Consider the following 16,299-nt stretch of genomic DNA (forward strand, 5'->3'; position numbering starts at 1 on the left):
TTCATTGCGTCGGCAAGGTCAAACGGCGAGATCGTTGACTTTGAAGCCGTGGGCATAGGCCCTGGGGTCCTTGCCATCCCACACCACGCCGTCGATCAGCGTGGAGGTGCGCAACGAGTTCGTGGGAACCGGCACCTTGAGCGCCGTGGCGACTTCCCTGTAAAGATCGACGCGGTTCACTGCCTTGGCCACGGCGAGATAGTCGGGGTCGGTCTTGATCAGGCCCCAGCGGCGGAACTGGGTGAGGAACCACATGCCGTCGGACAGATAGGGGAAGGGCACGGCGCCATCTTCGAAAAAACGCATCGGGTGCTTGGCCTGCCAGGATTTGCCCAGGCCGTTTTCGTAATGCCCGAGGATGCGCGGCAGAATGGTGTCGACCTGAGTGTTGACATAGCCGGGAGCTGCGATGGTTTCGGCCATCTTGGTGCGGTTGGCATCCGAGGCGTCGATCCAGCGACTGGCGTCCAGCACCGCTGCCATCACCGCCTTGGTGGTGTTGGGGTATTTCTGCACGAACTCGGCGGTGGCGCCCAACACCTTTTCCGGATGCTCGGGCCAGACTTCCTGGCTGGTGGCTACGGTAAAGCCCACTTTCTGCGCAATCGCCACGGCGTTCCAGGGTTCGCCCACGCAGCAGCCATCCATCGCCCCCACGCGCATATTGGCCACCATCTGCGGCGGCGGCACGGTGATTTCCTTGGCGTCGCGCATTGGGTTCACACCGTAGGTCGCCAGCCAGTAATACAGCCACATGGCGTGGGTGCTGGTGGGGAAGGTCTGGGCGAAGGTCCAGGCGCGCTTTTTCTCCAGTACGGCCTTGGCCAGCGTCGGGCCGGTGGTGATGCCGTCCTTGATCAGCTTGTCCGACAGGGTGATGCCCTGTCCGTTGTGATTGAGCGTCATCAGCACGGCCATGTCGCGCTTGGGGCCGCCGACGCCGACCTGAACGCCGTACATCAAGCCATACAGCACATCGGCAAACTGAATGCCGCCCGTGAGCAGGTTGTCGCGCACCGCGGCCCACGAGGCCTGCTTGCTCGGAACGATCTTGACGCCGTACTTCTTGTCGAAACCCAGCACCGAGGCCATCACCACGGGAGCGCAGTCGGTCAGGGGGATGAATCCGATCTTCACTTCTTCCATTTCAGGCTTTCCCAGAGTGGCGGCGCGTGCCGTGGGCTGCAGGCCGGGGAAAAGACCTGCAACCGCCACAGCGGCGCCTGACTTGATGAGGGTGCGGCGCAAGGGTTGTGCCGGGTCGTTGCTCGGGGGTGTGGCGTCTTGCTGGTTGCGCATAGCGGTTCCTGAAATAGCGGGCGAAAAAAAAGCCTTCGGGCGCTTCACACAAGGCGAAGCACACGAAGGCATCATTGCCGGGCTGAGCGGGGGAGACTCCCGTTCAGTGGGTTCAACATAGACCGCCGTTGGTCTACGGCTTTCTAAAAGCAATCAGCGTGCCAGATCTAGACTCTGGGAAGTTCAGAGGGAAACTCCCCGCTGTATCGAATCTGGCCGGTATCCCGTGGCGCAAAACTGTGCACTGCGGCGCCAGTCTGGTGCGTGCGCGCACATAAAACGCGCAGTCGCAAGGCTCAGAGGGTGTGAATGAATCCGGCGTGGCCGAGCAGCACGTCCAAACGCCCCCGGTCAAGACGCAAAGCACAGCCGTGCCCGTCGGCACGGCGCGCATTTGCAACGCCGAGCGGGGGCGTTTGGGCGCGAGGAGCGGGCATGGCGGATTCGTTCACACCCTCTCAGATCAATCCGACGGTATCGAGGATGCGCTGGGCGACCTCCGAGAGCTTCAAGCCCTTTTCCATGGCCAGCTTGCGCATGCGGCTGAAGGCTTCTTCCTCGGTGCAGCCCTGGCGCTGCATCACAATGCCCTTGGCGCGTTCGATCAGCTTGCGCTCGAAGAGCTGGGTGCGCGCCTCGCTCAATTCGGCGCGCAGACCCTGTTCGCGCTCGAACCGCGCCAGCGCCACCTCGATCACCGGTTTCACCCGGCTGGGCTTGAGGCCGTCCACGATATAGGCCGTCACCCCCGCCGTGATGGCGAGTTGCGCGGTCTCGGTATCGTCGTCATCGGTGAACAGCACTATGGGGCGCGGGGTGTCGCGCGAGGCCAGCACCACGTGCTCCAGCAAATCGCGCACGCCAGACTCAGCATCCACAATGACCAGATCGGGTTTGAGTGCGGCAATACGGTCGTCCAGATCGGGTTTGGCAGGCAGAACGGCCACCACCTCGTAGCCCGCATCCAACAAAGCCCTTTCCAGCATCGCGCAACGCTCTGCCTGGCGCTCATGATTCGCCTGGTCGTAGTCCGTCGCCGATGCGGGATCGGGGGAGATGACGGCAACAGTCAGAGTGCGTAGCGGGTTTGACATATCGCGCTTCGTGCAAATTCCATGCCCTGGAAAGTTCATTTTCCCGCGATTGATGACATACATTGAGCCGATTCAAGAATCAAGGTTTGTCATGCTTTGCGTGGCATACGCGGCCAGTGCCGCAATCACTCCAGCATCCACGCCCGCTGGCTGTGCGAGCACGATTCGCAGTTTCGGATATCGCGCCTGCGCCGCTTGCACCACTTCTGGAATGTCGCGCCGGAGATGGCCGCCTGCACCAAGAAAGAGGGGCGCGATGTGCACATGCTCCGTGCCGAGTTGGCCCGCTTCCTCCAGGGCTTGTTGCAGGGAAGGTTGCATCGCCTCCAGGAATGCAAGACGGACGGTCAGCTCGGGATGGCCGGACTGCACCAGAGCGCAAACGGCCTCAAAAGGCAGAGCCCATTCGGCCAACCGGGAGCCATGGGCCAACAAGACAAGTAATCTGGGTGCACTGTTCATCGGCAAGTAGGTTTTTGCTCAGCAATCCGTTGGTAGCAATGGCCGTTCCAGCCGACACTATCGGAGCAGCATCGAAAATTGACATCGCCCCTGCTCGAATAATGAGGGTCAGACATAGGCAAGCATGATCAACGGGTTGGCGATTTCGCTAACCCGTTTTTGTTTCTGCGGCGGCCATGATGCTTGGCCCTTTGCTCAGGACGAGTTCGGCGAAGGCTTGGGCGGCGGGGCTGAGCCGTTTGCCGTCGCGTTGCACCAGATACCACTGGCGTTTGAGCGGAAAACCTTCGACGTCGAGGAGGCTCAATTGACCAGAGGCCAGTTCCGCCTGCACCGTGTGCAGCGAGACCAATCCAACGCCCAGACCGGCTTCGACGGCGTGTTTGATCGCCTCGTTCTTGTTCATTTCCATCGTTGGCTTGAACGGCAACTGTCGCTCTCGGATGAAGTTCTCCAGGGCGTTGCGGGTGCCTGATGCGGGCTCCCGCACGACCAAGGGCTCTTCGAGCAGGCGCTGCAGCGAAATTGCGCGTTTTCTGGCGAGCGGGTGATCGGTGGCGGCGATGATGACCAGCGGGTTGTCCATGAAGGGTTGCGCGCTGAGTTGATACCCCTCGGGCGGCGTGCCCATCAGCGCGAGATCGCTGACGTTCTCGGTGAGATGGCGCAGCAGGGTTTCGCGGTTGACGACATTCAGGCTGACCTGTATCTCTGGAAATCTGCGTCGAAACAGCGCCATGAGACGGGCGGCAAACACACTGGCCGTGCTTGCGACAGACACCGTCAGCACGCCGCCCTTGAGCCCTTTCAGGTTGGCCAGCGACTGTTCGAGGTTGTTCAGTTCGCGGGTGACGATTCCGGCGCTGCGCAGGGCGACGTTGCCCGCCTCGGTGAGCCGGATTTTTTTGCCAGCATGCTCGAACAGGGGCATATCGAGCAAATTCTCCAATTGTTTGATCTGCATCGACACGGCGGGCTGGGTGAGATGTAGCTTTTCGCTGGCGCGCGAAAAACTGCCGCAGTCCGCTACAGCCTGGAGAATTTCGAGTTGCCGGAAGGTAATTCGTATCATCAGTGAAAAATTCTCTAACTGCAAAAAAGTCTTAGTTTACCTTATGGACTAAGCGATCCTATAGTTGATTTTTTCAACCCATCCGGCCAACAAAGGCCAACGCACAGAGGAACGACATGGCTCACGATCAATCCAGCCGCTACGCCAATCTTGATCTCAAGGAATCGGATCTGATGGCTGGTGGCAAGCACATCCTTGTTGCCTACAAGATGAAGCCCAAAGCGGGCTATGACTATCTGGCCACTGCGGCGCACTTCGCGGCCGAGTCGTCCACGGGCACCAACGTCGAGGTGAGCACTACCGACGACTTCACCAAGGGCGTTGACGCACTGGTGTATTACATCGATGAAGCCACCGAGGACATGCGCATTGCCTATCCGATCGAGCTGTTCGATCGCAACGTCATCGACGGCCGTTTCATGATCGTCTCCTTTCTCACGCTGGTGATCGGCAATAACCAGGGCATGGGCGACGTCGAATACGGCAAGATGATCGACTTCTACGTGCCCGAGCGTGCGATCCAGATGTTCGACGGCCCGGCCACCGACATCTCCAACCTGTGGCGCATTCTGGGGCGTCCGATCAAGGACGGCGGCTACATCGCCGGCACCATCATCAAGCCCAAACTGGGCCTGCGCCCCGAGCCCTTCGCTCAGGCGGCCTATCAGTTCTGGCTGGGTGGCGACTTCATCAAGAACGACGAACCCCAGGGCAACCAGGTGTTCGCCCCGGTGAAGAAGGTGATTCCGCTGGTCTATGACGCCATGAAGCGCGCGCAAGACGAAACCGGCGAAGCCAAGCTGTTCTCCATGAACATCACCGCGGACGACTATCACGAGATGTGCGCCCGCGCCGACTTCGCGCTGGAAGTCTTCGGCCCCGACGCCGACAAGCTGGCCTTCCTGGTGGACGGCTACGTGGGCGGCCCCGGCATGGTCACCACCGCCCGCCGCCAGTACCCGAACCAGTACCTGCACTACCACCGGGCGGGTCACGGTGCCATTACCTCGCCCAGTTCCAAGCGCGGCTACACCGCCTTCGTGCTGGCCAAGATGAGCCGTCTGCAGGGGGCTTCGGGCATTCACGTGGGCACCATGGGTTACGGCAAGATGGAAGGCGAGGGCGACGACCGCAACATCGCCTACATGATCGAGCGCGACGAGTGCCAGGGCCCGGTTTACTTCCAGAAGTGGTACGGCATGAAGCCCACCACCCCCATCATCTCCGGCGGCATGAATGCGCTGCGTCTGCCCGGCTTCTTCGAGAACCTGGGCCACGGCAACGTGATCAACACTGCGGGCGGCGGCTCCTACGGCCACATCGACTCGCCGGCGGCAGGCGCCAAGTCGCTGCGCCAGGCCTATGAATGCTGGAAGGCCGGGGCCGATCCGATCGAATATGCCAAGGAGCACAAAGAGTTCGCGCGCGCGTTCGAATCCTTCCCGGGCGATGCCGACAAGCTCTTCCCGGGCTGGCGCGAGAAGCTGAGCGCCCACAAGTAAGCCGTTCCTGACGTCGTCGTTTTTGGCGTCGTTCTTGACGTTTTCAGCGCCCCCGATTTCACGGGGGCGTGTTGTTTTGAAGGTGGACGCATGAGCATTGACGCGCAGCAGTACCGGGTTCAAGCAGAGCCCTATTACCAGCCGCAGGGCCGCGAGGTGGCCTTGTTTGAGGCCGCTTACCGCAATCGTTTGCCGGTCATGGTCAAGGGGCCGACGGGCTGTGGCAAATCGCGCTTTGTCGAATACATGGCGTGGAAACTCGACAAACCGCTGATCACCGTGGCCTGCAATGAAGACATGACCGCGAGCGATCTGGTCGGGCGCTATCTGCTCGAAGGCGGCGGCACGCGCTGGCTCGATGGCCCGCTGACCACGGCTGCGCGCATCGGCGCGATCTGCTATCTCGACGAGATCGTCGAGGCGCGTCAAGACACCACCGTGGTCATCCACCCATTGACCGACCACCGCCGCACCCTGCCGCTCGACAAAAGGGGCGAGCTGATTCAGGCGCATCCCGACTTTCAGTTGGTGATTTCGTACAACCCGGGCTACCAGTCGCTGATGAAGGACTTGAAGCAGTCCACCAAACAGCGTTTCACCGCCTTCGACTTCGACTATCCCGGGGCCGGGCTGGAGGCCGCCATTCTGTGCAAGGAAAGCGGCCTCGACGCCGAGACTGCCGCCAAGCTGGTGAAAATCGGCCACACCGCGCGCAACCTCAAGGGGCACGGTCTCGACGAGGGCATTTCCACACGTCTCATGGTGTATGCCGCTCAGCTGATCCGCGACGGCGTTGATGCGGTCGACGCCTGCCGCATGGCGCTGGTGCGCCCCATCACCGACGATGCCGACATTCGCCAGACACTCGATCACGCCATCGACGTGACCTTCGCCTAAGAGGGTGCGAACAAATCCGTCATGTCCGCTCCTCGCGCCCAAACCCTCCCGCTCTGCGTTGCGTTCGGTGTTGTAAGCGCGCGCCGTGCCGGCGGGCACGGCTGTGCTTTGCGCCTTGATCGGAAGCGTTTGGGCACGTTGCTCGGCCACGCCGGATTTATTCACACCCTCTGTGCGGCAGACCAAGCCGAACCATGGTGAGTGATGCCCTCATGCACGAGCCGATGCGCGCCAGCTGGGCGCGGCTCGACACGCGCTTTCCTCTCGTAGAGGCGATCTTCCCGGCCTGCATGGCCGATGCCCAGAGCGCGCTCACGCCCGATGGACTGAACGCCTTCCTCGAAGCGGGCCGCATCATCGGCAAGCTGGGGCGGGGCGCCGAGCCTTTGCTCGCCTTTCTGGAGGCCTGGCCGTCCACCGCGCGCATCGTTGGCGAAGACCTTCTGGCGCCCGTGATGGCCGTGGTGCAAGGGCTGCAAAAGTCTCCCAACGGGCGGGCCATCCCCCCTTTTTTGCAGACCCTGGCCCCCGTGGCGCAGCGCCTGCAAGCAGGCGAGCAACTGCAGCACTATCTCGACCTTACGCTCGACCTGATGGCGCGCACCACCCGCTCCATCCACGGCTTTCACACCACCTATCCCAGCCCTGGGCTGCCCGATTTTTTCAATCAGGCGCCGACCTTGCTGGCCCAGCTCGATATCGGCGGCTTGCGGCGCTGGGTCGATTACGGCGTGCGCAACTATGCCACCCATCCCGAGCGTCAAAAGGATTACTTCAGTCTGCAATCGGCCGACGCGCGCGCCGTGCTGCAGCGCGAGCGCCACGGCACGCTGCTGGTGGACGTGGAGCGCAATCTCGATCTGTATCTGCGCGCCCTGTGGCGGGATGGCGACCTGCTGATTCCTTACTCCACCGCCTTCGACGAGCTGCGCAAGCCGATCCCCTATTACGACCCGCTGGGCATTCGTCTGCCCGATGTGCAAGACGATGCTTGCGGCGTCTCGGGCCTCGATCGTTACCGGGCGATGCTCGCTCACATGGTCGGTCACCGCCGCTGGTCCACCCCGCAGATTGCCGACAACTGGAGCCCGTTTCAGCGCATGGCGGTCGAGTTTTTCGAGGACTGCCGGGTTGAAACCCTGCTGATCCGCGAATACGCCGGACTGCGGCGGCTGTTCCTCGCCCTGCATCCCCGGCCTGTCGAAGAGGCCTGCAATCCCGCCACCACGTCCTGTCTGCGCCACCGTCTGGCGATGTTGTCGCGGGCTTTGCTCGACCCCGAGCACGGCTACCGCGACGCCGATCTGAATACCTTCGTCGCCGGTTTTCATGCGCTGATGGCGCAGGGCGCATCATCCACCCAAGATATCGCCGCGCTGGCTCTGGCCTACGTGGCCAAAACCCGCCGCCAGAGCGACCAGTTTGCCAAAGTGCACTTTGACGACACCGTCATCGACTACCGCGACGACAACCGGCATCTCTGGCGCTTCATCGAAGAAGGGGACGAGGAGGAGAGCTTTGATGAGACCCGCCGCAACGATGCGCAACACGACTTGCAGCGCCTGCCCCCGCGGCACTATCCCGAATGGGACTATCACAGCCAGACCTATCGCCCCGACTGGGTCAGCGTGTACGAGGGTTTGCATCCGTCGGCTCAGGCAGGCGACATCGACCGCCTGCTGCAAAAGCACGCACCGCTGGCCAAGCGGCTGCAAAGACTGCTTGAACTGCTCAAGCCGCAAGACAAAGTGCGCATTCGCTATCAGGAGGAAGGCAGCGAACTCGATCTCGACGTGGCCATTCGTTCGCTGATCGATTTCAAGGCAGGCTCCAACCCTGATCCGCGCATCAATCTGAGCCACCGCACCAACGGGCGCGATATTGCCGTGACCCTGCTGCTCGACCTCTCCGCCTCGCTCAACGACAAGGTGAAGGGCTCAGACCAGACCATCCTCGAACTCTCGCAGGAAGCCGTCTCGCTGCTCGCCTGGGCGATAGAGCGCCTGGGCGATCCGCTGGCCATCGCCGGTTTTCAGTCCAACACCCGGCACGAGGTGCGCTACCTGCACATCAAGGGCTTTGGCGAGCCGTGGGGCGATGAAGTCAAGGCGCGTCTCGCGGCGATGCAGGCCAACTATTCCACCCGCATGGGGGCGGCGCTGCGGCACGCCGCCCACTCGCTGCGCGCGCGCAAGAGCGATAAAAAGCTGCTGCTCATCCTCACCGACGGCGAACCCGCCGATATCGACGTGCAAGACGAGCGCCTGCTCATCGAAGACGCCCGTCAGGCGGTGAGGGAGCTCGAAGGCGATGGCCTCTTCACTTACTGCATCAGCCTCGACCCGCGCGCCGATGCCTATGTGTCCGACATTTTTGGCCGTCGCTACACCGTGATCGACAACATCGAGCACCTGCCCGAGAAATTGCCGGAAGTGTTCCTGGCGCTGACCAAGTAGCGCGGAGTTTGTGCGGAATTAGCGCGGAGGTCGCGCGCGCCGAACGGCCGACTCAAACCCCCGCCACGGCACAGAGATGGGGGGCTGTGGACAATACGGCTTGTTCCCACCCCGCTTATTCACTCCACGTTCTATCTCTCTATGCAATCCTTGCGACAGCTTTGGCGTGACTGGCGTAGCGGCGAGCTGCGGCTCTTATTCTTCTCGCTGGTTCTGGCCATAGCCGCGTTGTCGGCCGTGGGCTTCGTGGCCCAGCGGCTGCAGGGTGCGCTGGTGCGCGACGCCGCGCAGTTGATCGGTGGCGACGTGGTGATCGTCAGCGATCATCCGCTGAAGCCGCTGTATTTGCAGCATGCGCAAGCGCAGGGTCTGCGGGCTATGCAGACGGCGGTGTTTCCCAGCATGGCGCTCGACGTCGCGGGCGACCGCACCCGGCTGGTCTCGCTCAAGGCCGTGGGCACGCATTACCCCTTGATCGCGCAGGTGGTGCTGCGCGACGGGCTTCAGGCACCGGAGGTCTCGCGCAGCGGTCCGCCCGAGCCCGGTACGGTCTGGGTAAATGCCAGTGTGCTCGGCGCCCTGCGGCTGCAGGTGGGTGATCTGTTGCAGTTGGGCAATGCGCGGTTTCGCATCGCGGCCATTCTGGTGCGCGAGCCCGACACCGGCGCGGGCTTCATCAATTTCGCCCCACGGGTGATGATGAATCGCGCCGATCTGCCCTCTACCGGGCTGATCCAGCCCGCCAGCCGGGTGACCTATCGCCTCGCCCTGGCCGGGCCATCGCAGGCGGCGGTCGCCTACGCCAAGTGGGCGCAAGATCAGATTAACCAAACCACCGCGCGCGGCATGCGGGTGGAAACCGTGGCCGACAGCGGCCCGGCGCAAGAACAGACGCTCAAGCGCGCCTCTGATTTTCTGCATCTGGTGGCGCTGATCACCGCGCTCATGGCCGCTGTGGCGGTGGCGCAGTCGGCGCGCGACTTTGCACGCCGACGTTTGCAGCCCTGTGCGGTGTTCAAGGCCTTGGGGCTGCGTCAGGGCGTTTTGCTTCGCCGCTACGCCGCCGAGTTTGTCTGGCTGGGCGGCTTTGCGGCGCTGCTGGGTGTGTTGCTCGGCCTGGCGGTGCAGGCGACGATGATCGGGCTGCTGCACGGGCTGATCCAGGTTCAGGTGCGCGAGCTGCCCGCGCCCGGCTGGGCGCCCGCGCTGTTCGCCGGGGCGACGGGCATGGTGCTGCTGCTGGCTTTCGGTCTGCCCTCGATTCTGCAGTTGGCGCGCGTGCCGCCCCTGGCGGTGCTGCGCCGCAGTTTGGGCCGTCTGCAGTCCGCGCCGTTCATCACGGTGCTGGCAGGCGTTGGGGCATTCGGCCTGTTGCTGTGGCTGCAGGCCGGCGACCTTCGCCTGGGGTTGATCGCCGCGGGCGGTTTCATCGGTCTGACGCTGGTGTTCGCCTTGCTGGCCTGGCTGATGATGCGGGGTTTGCGGCGCTGGATACGCGGCCATGCGGGGTCATCCGTCGCCACCGGCGGACTCCTGCAGATGGCGGCGCGCCAGTTGGCGACCCGGCCGTGGAGCGCGGTGATTCAGATCACGGCGCTGAGTCTGGGTTTGCTCGCGCTGGTGTTGCTGGTGCTCATGCGCACCAGTCTGATCGACGCCTGGCGCGCTTCCATTCCCGCCAACGCGCCCGACCGCTTTGTCATCAACATCCAGCCCGCGCAGAGCCAGGATTTTCTGGCCGCGCTGCGCCGCGATGGCGTCAACCACGAAGACTGGTATCCCATGCTGCGCGGCCGTCTGGTGGCCATCAACGAAAAACCGGTCTTTGGACGCGACTACGACAGCACACGCGCCCGCGACCTGATCGATCGTGAATTCAATCTTTCGGCCAGCGCTACGCTGCCCAAGGCCAATACCCTGGTCGCAGGCGACTGGAACGATACCGGCGGGCCCGATGCCAAAGGGCTGTCGGTGGAGCAGGGCATCGCCAAAACCCTGGGCTTCAAACTCGGCGACACCCTGACTTTCGATATTGCTGGCCAGCGCGTGACCGCGCCCATCACCAGCGTGCGGCATGTCGACTGGAGTTCCATGCATGCCAACTTCTTCGTGCTGCTGCCACAGGCCATGCTGAAGAATCAGCCCGTGACCTATCTGGCCGCCTATCACGCCCCCGGAGATGCGCAGCGCATGGATGACACCCTGGTGCGGCAGTTTCCCAATCTCACCGTGGTCGATGTCGGCAGCCTGCTCGCGCATTTGCGCAAGCTGGTTGAGCAGGTCATCACGGCCGTGCAGTTTCTGTTTTTGTTCGCGCTGGCGGCCGGGCTGGCCGTACTTGCCGCTTCGCTGGCGTTGTCGCGGCAGGACCGCTCGCGCGAAATGGCGGTGTGGCGCGCCCTGGGCGCCTCTTCCCAGTTGCTGCGGCGTATGGCCCTGGTGGAAATGATGTGGGTCGGCGCGCTGGCCGGGCTGCTCGGCGCGGCCGGGGCGGCGGGGGTGAGCGCCGCGCTGGCGCACTGGGTGTTTCTGTTTCCCTGGCAGCCGCCCTGGTGGCTATGGCCCGCGGCCATGCTGGCGGCGTCCGGGCTGGCGATGACAGCAGGGTGGTGGAGTCTGCGCGACGTACTGCGGAAGGCGCCGGGTCAGAGTTTGCGCGCGTTGAGCTGAAGACGCTTTGCGGGGCGATTGGCTGCAGATTGACCTGAGGCAAGTTTTGCCGGAGCGCATCTTCCATAATCGCGGTTCCTTTGTTTCAGCCTTGTTCGCAAACTGCCCCGCTCCATGTCAGAAGCCATCGCCATCACCCCCGCCGCACCTGTGCCCCAACCGGTTTCCAGCACGCCTTATCAGCGCCTCGGCGGCGAGGAGGGCGTGCGTCGGCTGGTGGATCATTTCTACGATTTGATGGATCTGGAGCCGCAATATGCCGATCTGCGGGCCATGCATCCCACAAATTCCGAAGAAACGCGGGAGAAGCTCTACCTGTTTCTCAGCGGCTGGCTGGGCGGGCCCGATCTGTATTCCCCGCAATATGGGCACCCGCGCCTGCGTATGCGCCACTTTCCCTACGCCATCGGCGCCAAGGAGCGCGACGAGTGGATGGCCTGCATGGTGCAGACCCTCAACGAAGTCGAGATGGAAGACACACTGCGCCGCCAGTTGCACGAAGCCTTCGCCGGTACGGCCGACTGGATGCGCAACAAAGCCGAGCCCGGCAATATGCCGGCGGGCAATGTGGTGCATGGGTGACTGCTTTCGAGTCACTGAGCCCGCCGCTCTCCGCTCTCTGCGTTCTCTCCGCGATCAAACGGCGGACTTGTTTTGAGCATTGTTTTAACCGCCGCGCTCAGTGCGCCGTGCCGAGCGCAGCAGCAGCACCAGCGCACCGGCGCCGCCATCGCTGGGCCGGGCCTGCACATAGGCCATCACTTCGTCGCGCTGCATCAGCCAGCTTCGCACCTTGTGTTTGAGCACCGGCTCGCGCAGCGGCGAGCTCAGCCCCTTGCCGTGAATCACTCGCACACAGCGCCATTCGCGCTGTAGCGCGGTGCGCAAAAACTGACCCAGCGCCTCGCGCGCCTCGTCGCGGCGCAGGCCGTGCAGGTCGATTTCGTTCTGGATCGTCCAGTGCCCGCGGCGCAGCTTGCGCAGGGTGTCCGATCCCACGCCTTCTCGCCGCCAGGACAAGGCGGCGTCGGTTTCCAGCAAATGATCCAGATCGAGTTCGTCGGACATCGCCTCTGACAGCACCGCCCGCTCGTCGCGCAGCGATTGGCGCGGAATGGGTTTGGGCGGCGCGGGCTGCAATCCTGGCGGGGGAGGGTGCATCGATGTCCCCAAGAGCTTGGCGCCCGCAGTGGCCGCGCGAAACAGGGCGCGATCTGCGGAGGTGGGCATAGGCTCGGCGGGAGCGACCGTGATGGGCGGCGGGGTTGGCCCAGGTTTCGCGCGCGCAGGCTGCGGCGGCTGGCGCAGGCGCCGGCGCAAGTCGCGCAGATCGCGTAAAGCGTCCTGGCTGCTTGCCTTGGGCGCAGGGGCGGCGGGTTTCACAGCAGACCTCGTTCGGCAAACGAAACCACGCTATGTCGGGTGACCACCAGATGATCGAGCACGCGCACATCCACCAGCGCCAGCGCCGATTTCAGGGTTTGCGTCAGCGCGCGGTCGGCTGCGGACGGTTCGGCCAGGCCGCTGGGGTGGTTGTGCGCCAGAATTAGCGCAGCGGCATTCAGGCGCAGCGCGGCTTTCACGACCTCGCGCGGGTAAACGCTGGTGCTCGCCAGCGTGCCGCGAGAAAGCTCTTCCGAGGCGATGAGCTGGTGCTGGCTGTCGAGAAACAGCACCGCGAAAATTTCCACCGGCTGCGGCCCGAGCCAGAGTCGCAGATAGTCGCGCACCGCGGCGGGGGAATCGAGCAGGGGTTGCTGCATCATCTGCTCGTTGAGGGTGCGGCGGGCGAGTTCCAGCACGGCGGCTATCTCGGCATATTTGGCCGCGCCCAGTCCTTTGATTTTGCGCAGTTGCTCCGATGAGGCGTTGAGTAGGCCGTGCAGCCCGCCGAACTGGTCGAGCAGGGCGGCGGCCAGATCGAGGGCGCTCTGCCCGCGCACCCCGGTGCGCAGCACGATGGCGACCAGTTCGGCGTCGGCCAGGGCGTGCGGGCCGCGCGCCAGCAATTTTTCGCGCGGTCGCGCATCAGCAGGTAGATCGGCGATACGTGTGGCCATGCAGGGTTCCCCCTAAAATGCGGTTAACGTCGCCTATACGGGCTCGTTTTCAGTTTTCACAGCTATTTTGCCTGCCCGCCCATCATCGTGCCTTGCGTCCTGCCTGATTCCTATCTCACCCTGCATTACCGTCTCAGCGATCCGGGCGGCGTCGATGCGGTCAACACTTTCGGCGGCACGCCCGCCACGCTCACGCTGGGGCAGGGGCAACTCAGCCCGGCGCTTGAGGCCTTGCTCATCGGCCTCGATGAAGACGCGCACTCCCGTTTCGATCTGCCTGCGGGTGCGGCTTTTGGCGCGCGCATTCCGGGCTTGCTGCGTTGGGTTTCGCGCGGGGAGGTTGAGCGCGCGCGCGAATATCCCGGGCCCGCGGCGCAGGTCGGCGACGTGATGCGTCTGCGTCTGCCGATCAGTGCGGATGGCGAAGCCGGTTTGCTCACCGCGCTGGTGCGTGAAATCGACGAAGCAGGCGACGCGCTGCTGCTCGATTTCAACCATCCCCTGGCCGACTGTCCCACGACTTTCGAGGTCAAGATTCTCTCCGTGCTATGAAGCCAGACGCCCCCGCCCTATCGCAAGACCCTGAAGTTTCAGCGCCCGAGTCGCAGGTACTGCTAGCCAGCCCGCGCGGTTTTTGCGCCGGGGTAGACCGGGCCATCGACATTGTCGAGCGTGCGCTGGAGCGCTTTGGCGCGCCCATCTACGTGCGCCACGAAATCGTGCACAACACCTACGTGGTCAACGACCTGAAGGCCAAGGGCGCGATATTCGTCGACGAACTGGAAGAAGTGCCCAAGGGCGGCACCGTGGTGTTTTCTGCGCACGGGGTGTCGCAGGCCGTGCGTGCGCAGGCGCAGGCGCTGGGCTTGCAGGTGTTCGACGCCACTTGCCCGTTGGTTACCAAAGTGCACGTTGAAGTGGCCAAGATGCGGCGCGACGGGCTGGAGATCGTGATGATCGGTCATGCCGGACATCCTGAGGTCGAAGGCACCATGGGCCAGGCCGAGGGCATTCATCTGGTGCAGACCCTCGACGATATCGCGCGCCTGAACATTGCGCCCGAAGCGCCGTTGGCCTACGTCACTCAAACCACGCTGTCGGTCGATGATGCCGCCGAAATCGTCGCTGCCCTGCGCGCGCGGTTTCCTCAGGTGCATGAGCCGAAAAAACAAGACATCTGCTACGCCACCCAAAACCGCCAGGACGCGGTGAAAATGCTCGCCCCGCAGGTCGATGTGGTCATCGTGGTCGGCAGCCCGACCAGTTCAAATTCCAACCGCCTTCGCGAAGTCGCCCAGAGGATGGGCAAGCCGGCCTACATGGTCGATCAGGTCGAAGACCTGTGTGCGGAGTGGCTGGAGGGCGCGCGTCAGATCGGTCTTACGGCGGGCGCTTCGGCCCCGGAGGCCTTGGTCGATCAGGTCGTGGCCCGGTTGAAGACGCTGGGCGCCGTGGCGGTGCGGCAGCTCGACGGCGTGACCGAATCGGTACAGTTTCCGCTGCCGCGCGGCTTGGTGGTCAAAGCCGACTCCTGACCGACTCGCCGCCCAGCCATCCCGCGCAAACATTGGCCCAGATCGCGCGGGGGCGACTTCATTTCTCGTTCAACTCAAACGCATCATGCTCGACATCACCCTGCTGCGCAAAGACCTGCCCCACGTCGTCGCCCGGCTCGAAACCCGTCAATCCCCTCAGCCCTTCCTCGACGTGGCCCGCTTCGAAGCGCTCGAGGCCGAGCGCAAAACCCTGCAGAAACAAACCGAAGATCTGCAGGCGCGGCGCAACTTGCTCTCCAAGCAGATTGGGCAGGCCAAAGCCAAAGGTGAGGATGTCGCGCCGATCATGGATGAGGTCGGTCACATCAAAACCACGCTGGAAGCTGACGCCGCGCGGCTCGATGCCTTGCAAGCTGAACTGCAGGGCCTGCTCATGGCCGTTCCCAATCTGCCCGCGGCCGACGTACCCGTCGGCGCGGATGAGACGCAGAACGTCGAACTGCGCCGATGGGGCGCTCCGCGCACTTTTGCATTTCCGGTGCGCGACCACGTCGATGTCGGGGCAGACCTCGGGCTGGACTTCGAGGCCGCAGCGCGCATCTCCGGTTCGCGTTTTGCCGTGCTGCGCGGACCGATCGCCCGCCTGCATCGGGCCCTGGCCCAGTTCATGCTCGACGTTCACACCACCGAACATGACTACACCGAAGCCTATGTGCCTTACATCGTGTCGGCGCAGGCGCTGCGCGGCACGGGGCAGCTCCCCAAATTCGAGGAAGACCTCTTCCCCGTGAAGCACGGAGAGGGCGAAAGCCACTACCTCATTCCCACGGCCGAAGTGCCGCTGACCAATCTGGTGCGCGATCAGATCGTCGACGGCGCGCAACTGCCGCTGCGCTTTGTGGCGCACACGCCGTGCTTTCGCTCCGAGGCCGGTTCGGGCGGGCGGGACGTGCGCGGCCTCATCCGCCAGCACCAGTTCGACAAAGTCGAGCTCGTCTGGGTAACGCGGGCGGAAGAATCGGCCACCGCGCTGGAACAACTCACCGCCCACGCCGAGAGCATCCTGCAACGCCTGCAATTGCCCTACCGCACCATCGTCCTCTGCACTGGCGACATGGGTTTCGGCAGCGCGCGCACTCACGATATCGAGGTCTGGCTGCCGGCGCAAAACACCTACCGCGAAATTTCGTCCTGCTCCAATATGGAAGCGTTCCAGGCCCGCCGGATGCAGGCGCGCTATCGCGCCGAGAACGGCAAGACGGAACTCGCGCACACCCTCAACGGCTCCGGC

14 protein-coding genes are annotated in these 16,299 nt (G+C 63.6%); 8 read left to right on the forward strand and 6 right to left on the reverse strand.

Features of this window, described 5'->3' with window-relative positions:
- Positions 1-18: 18 nt before the first annotated feature.
- The 4 genes from AC2VLV_RS04055 to AC2VLV_RS04070 form a co-directional block, all read right to left on the reverse strand.
- Entirely contained in the window at positions 19-1,299 is a 1,281-nt protein-coding gene (locus AC2VLV_RS04055) for a CmpA/NrtA family ABC transporter substrate-binding protein (protein WP_486988755.1), read from the reverse strand.
- 458 nt (positions 1,300-1,757) lie between these two features.
- Positions 1,758-2,393, reverse strand: coding sequence for an ANTAR domain-containing response regulator (locus AC2VLV_RS04060; protein WP_486988756.1), 636 nt, complete (start codon positions 2,391-2,393; stop codon positions 1,758-1,760).
- Positions 2,394-2,465: 72 nt separating this feature from the next.
- Complete coding sequence (locus tag AC2VLV_RS04065) at positions 2,466-2,855, reverse strand: sirohydrochlorin chelatase (protein WP_486988757.1); 390 nt, start codon at positions 2,853-2,855, stop codon at positions 2,466-2,468.
- Between the two features lie 148 nt (positions 2,856-3,003).
- The gene (locus AC2VLV_RS04070) at positions 3,004-3,927 is read right to left on the reverse strand and encodes a LysR family transcriptional regulator (protein WP_486988758.1); all 924 of its coding nucleotides are present in this window, start codon (positions 3,925-3,927) and stop codon (positions 3,004-3,006) included.
- A gap of 116 nt (positions 3,928-4,043) precedes the next feature.
- On the opposite strand from AC2VLV_RS04070, the gene AC2VLV_RS04075 reads away from it, so the two are divergent.
- From AC2VLV_RS04075 to AC2VLV_RS04095, 5 genes are all read left to right on the forward strand, one after another.
- The gene (locus AC2VLV_RS04075; RefSeq protein ID WP_486988759.1) at positions 4,044-5,429 is read left to right on the forward strand and encodes a ribulose-bisphosphate carboxylase; all 1,386 of its coding nucleotides are present in this window, start codon (positions 4,044-4,046) and stop codon (positions 5,427-5,429) included.
- Positions 5,430-5,519: 90 nt separating this feature from the next.
- Entirely contained in the window at positions 5,520-6,326 is an 807-nt protein-coding gene (locus tag AC2VLV_RS04080; protein WP_486988760.1) for an AAA family ATPase, read from the forward strand.
- Between the two features lie 194 nt (positions 6,327-6,520).
- On the forward strand, positions 6,521-8,782 hold the full coding sequence (locus AC2VLV_RS04085) for a nitric oxide reductase activation protein NorD (protein WP_486988761.1): 2,262 nt from the start codon (positions 6,521-6,523) through the stop codon (positions 8,780-8,782).
- Between the two features lie 141 nt (positions 8,783-8,923).
- The gene (locus tag AC2VLV_RS04090) at positions 8,924-11,452 is read left to right on the forward strand and encodes an ABC transporter permease (RefSeq protein ID WP_486988762.1); all 2,529 of its coding nucleotides are present in this window, start codon (positions 8,924-8,926) and stop codon (positions 11,450-11,452) included.
- A gap of 114 nt (positions 11,453-11,566) precedes the next feature.
- Positions 11,567-12,034: a group II truncated hemoglobin gene (locus AC2VLV_RS04095; protein WP_486988763.1), complete on the forward strand. Its 468-nt coding sequence runs from the start codon at positions 11,567-11,569 to the stop codon at positions 12,032-12,034.
- Positions 12,035-12,118: 84 nt separating this feature from the next.
- Here the strand turns inward: AC2VLV_RS04095 and AC2VLV_RS04100 are convergent, their stop codons facing one another.
- Together AC2VLV_RS04100 and radC are read right to left on the reverse strand one after the other, a co-directional pair.
- Positions 12,119-12,835 (reverse strand): Smr/MutS family protein, encoded by a 717-nt coding sequence (locus tag AC2VLV_RS04100; RefSeq protein WP_486988764.1) that lies wholly within the window; start codon positions 12,833-12,835, stop codon positions 12,119-12,121.
- Entirely contained in the window at positions 12,832-13,512 is a 681-nt protein-coding gene (gene radC, locus AC2VLV_RS04105; RefSeq protein WP_486988765.1) for a RadC family protein, read from the reverse strand. Before radC ends, AC2VLV_RS04100 begins: the two co-directional genes overlap by 4 nt.
- An 87-nt stretch (positions 13,513-13,599) precedes the next feature.
- On the opposite strand from radC, the gene AC2VLV_RS04110 reads away from it, so the two are divergent.
- From AC2VLV_RS04110 to serS, 3 genes are all read left to right on the forward strand, one after another.
- On the forward strand, positions 13,600-14,064 hold the full coding sequence (locus tag AC2VLV_RS04110; RefSeq protein ID WP_486988766.1) for an FKBP-type peptidyl-prolyl cis-trans isomerase: 465 nt from the start codon (positions 13,600-13,602) through the stop codon (positions 14,062-14,064).
- Positions 14,061-15,047: a 4-hydroxy-3-methylbut-2-enyl diphosphate reductase gene (gene ispH, locus AC2VLV_RS04115; RefSeq protein ID WP_486988767.1), complete on the forward strand. Its 987-nt coding sequence runs from the start codon at positions 14,061-14,063 to the stop codon at positions 15,045-15,047. The genes AC2VLV_RS04110 and ispH overlap by 4 nt, the downstream gene beginning before the upstream one ends.
- An 85-nt stretch (positions 15,048-15,132) precedes the next feature.
- A partial coding sequence (gene serS, locus AC2VLV_RS04120; protein WP_486988768.1) for a serine--tRNA ligase occupies positions 15,133-16,299 on the forward strand: 1,167 nt, incomplete at its 3' end.

It is taken from the genome of Thiomonas sp. TH-17, from assembly GCF_057473305.1.

Bases quoted from the DNA above. Each gene is read 5' to 3' on its own strand.
- radC (WP_486988765.1), bottom strand. From the start codon at position 13,512: ATGGCCACACGTATCGCCGATCTACCTGCTGATGCGCGACCGCGCGAA.
- ispH (WP_486988767.1), top strand. From the start codon at position 14,061: ATGAAGCCAGACGCCCCCGCCCTATCGCAAGACCCTGAAGTTTCAGCG.
- AC2VLV_RS04095 (WP_486988763.1), top strand. From the start codon at position 11,567: ATGTCAGAAGCCATCGCCATCACCCCCGCCGCACCTGTGCCCCAACCG.
- AC2VLV_RS04065 (WP_486988757.1), bottom strand. From the start codon at position 2,855: ATGAACAGTGCACCCAGATTACTTGTCTTGTTGGCCCATGGCTCCCGG.
- AC2VLV_RS04090 (WP_486988762.1), top strand. From the start codon at position 8,924: ATGCAATCCTTGCGACAGCTTTGGCGTGACTGGCGTAGCGGCGAGCTG.
- AC2VLV_RS04080 (WP_486988760.1), top strand. From the start codon at position 5,520: ATGAGCATTGACGCGCAGCAGTACCGGGTTCAAGCAGAGCCCTATTAC.
- AC2VLV_RS04070 (WP_486988758.1), bottom strand. From the start codon at position 3,927: ATGATACGAATTACCTTCCGGCAACTCGAAATTCTCCAGGCTGTAGCG.
- AC2VLV_RS04060 (WP_486988756.1), bottom strand. From the start codon at position 2,393: ATGTCAAACCCGCTACGCACTCTGACTGTTGCCGTCATCTCCCCCGAT.
- AC2VLV_RS04055 (WP_486988755.1), bottom strand. From the start codon at position 1,299: ATGCGCAACCAGCAAGACGCCACACCCCCGAGCAACGACCCGGCACAA.
- AC2VLV_RS04075 (WP_486988759.1), top strand. From the start codon at position 4,044: ATGGCTCACGATCAATCCAGCCGCTACGCCAATCTTGATCTCAAGGAA.
- AC2VLV_RS04085 (WP_486988761.1), top strand. From the start codon at position 6,521: ATGGTGAGTGATGCCCTCATGCACGAGCCGATGCGCGCCAGCTGGGCG.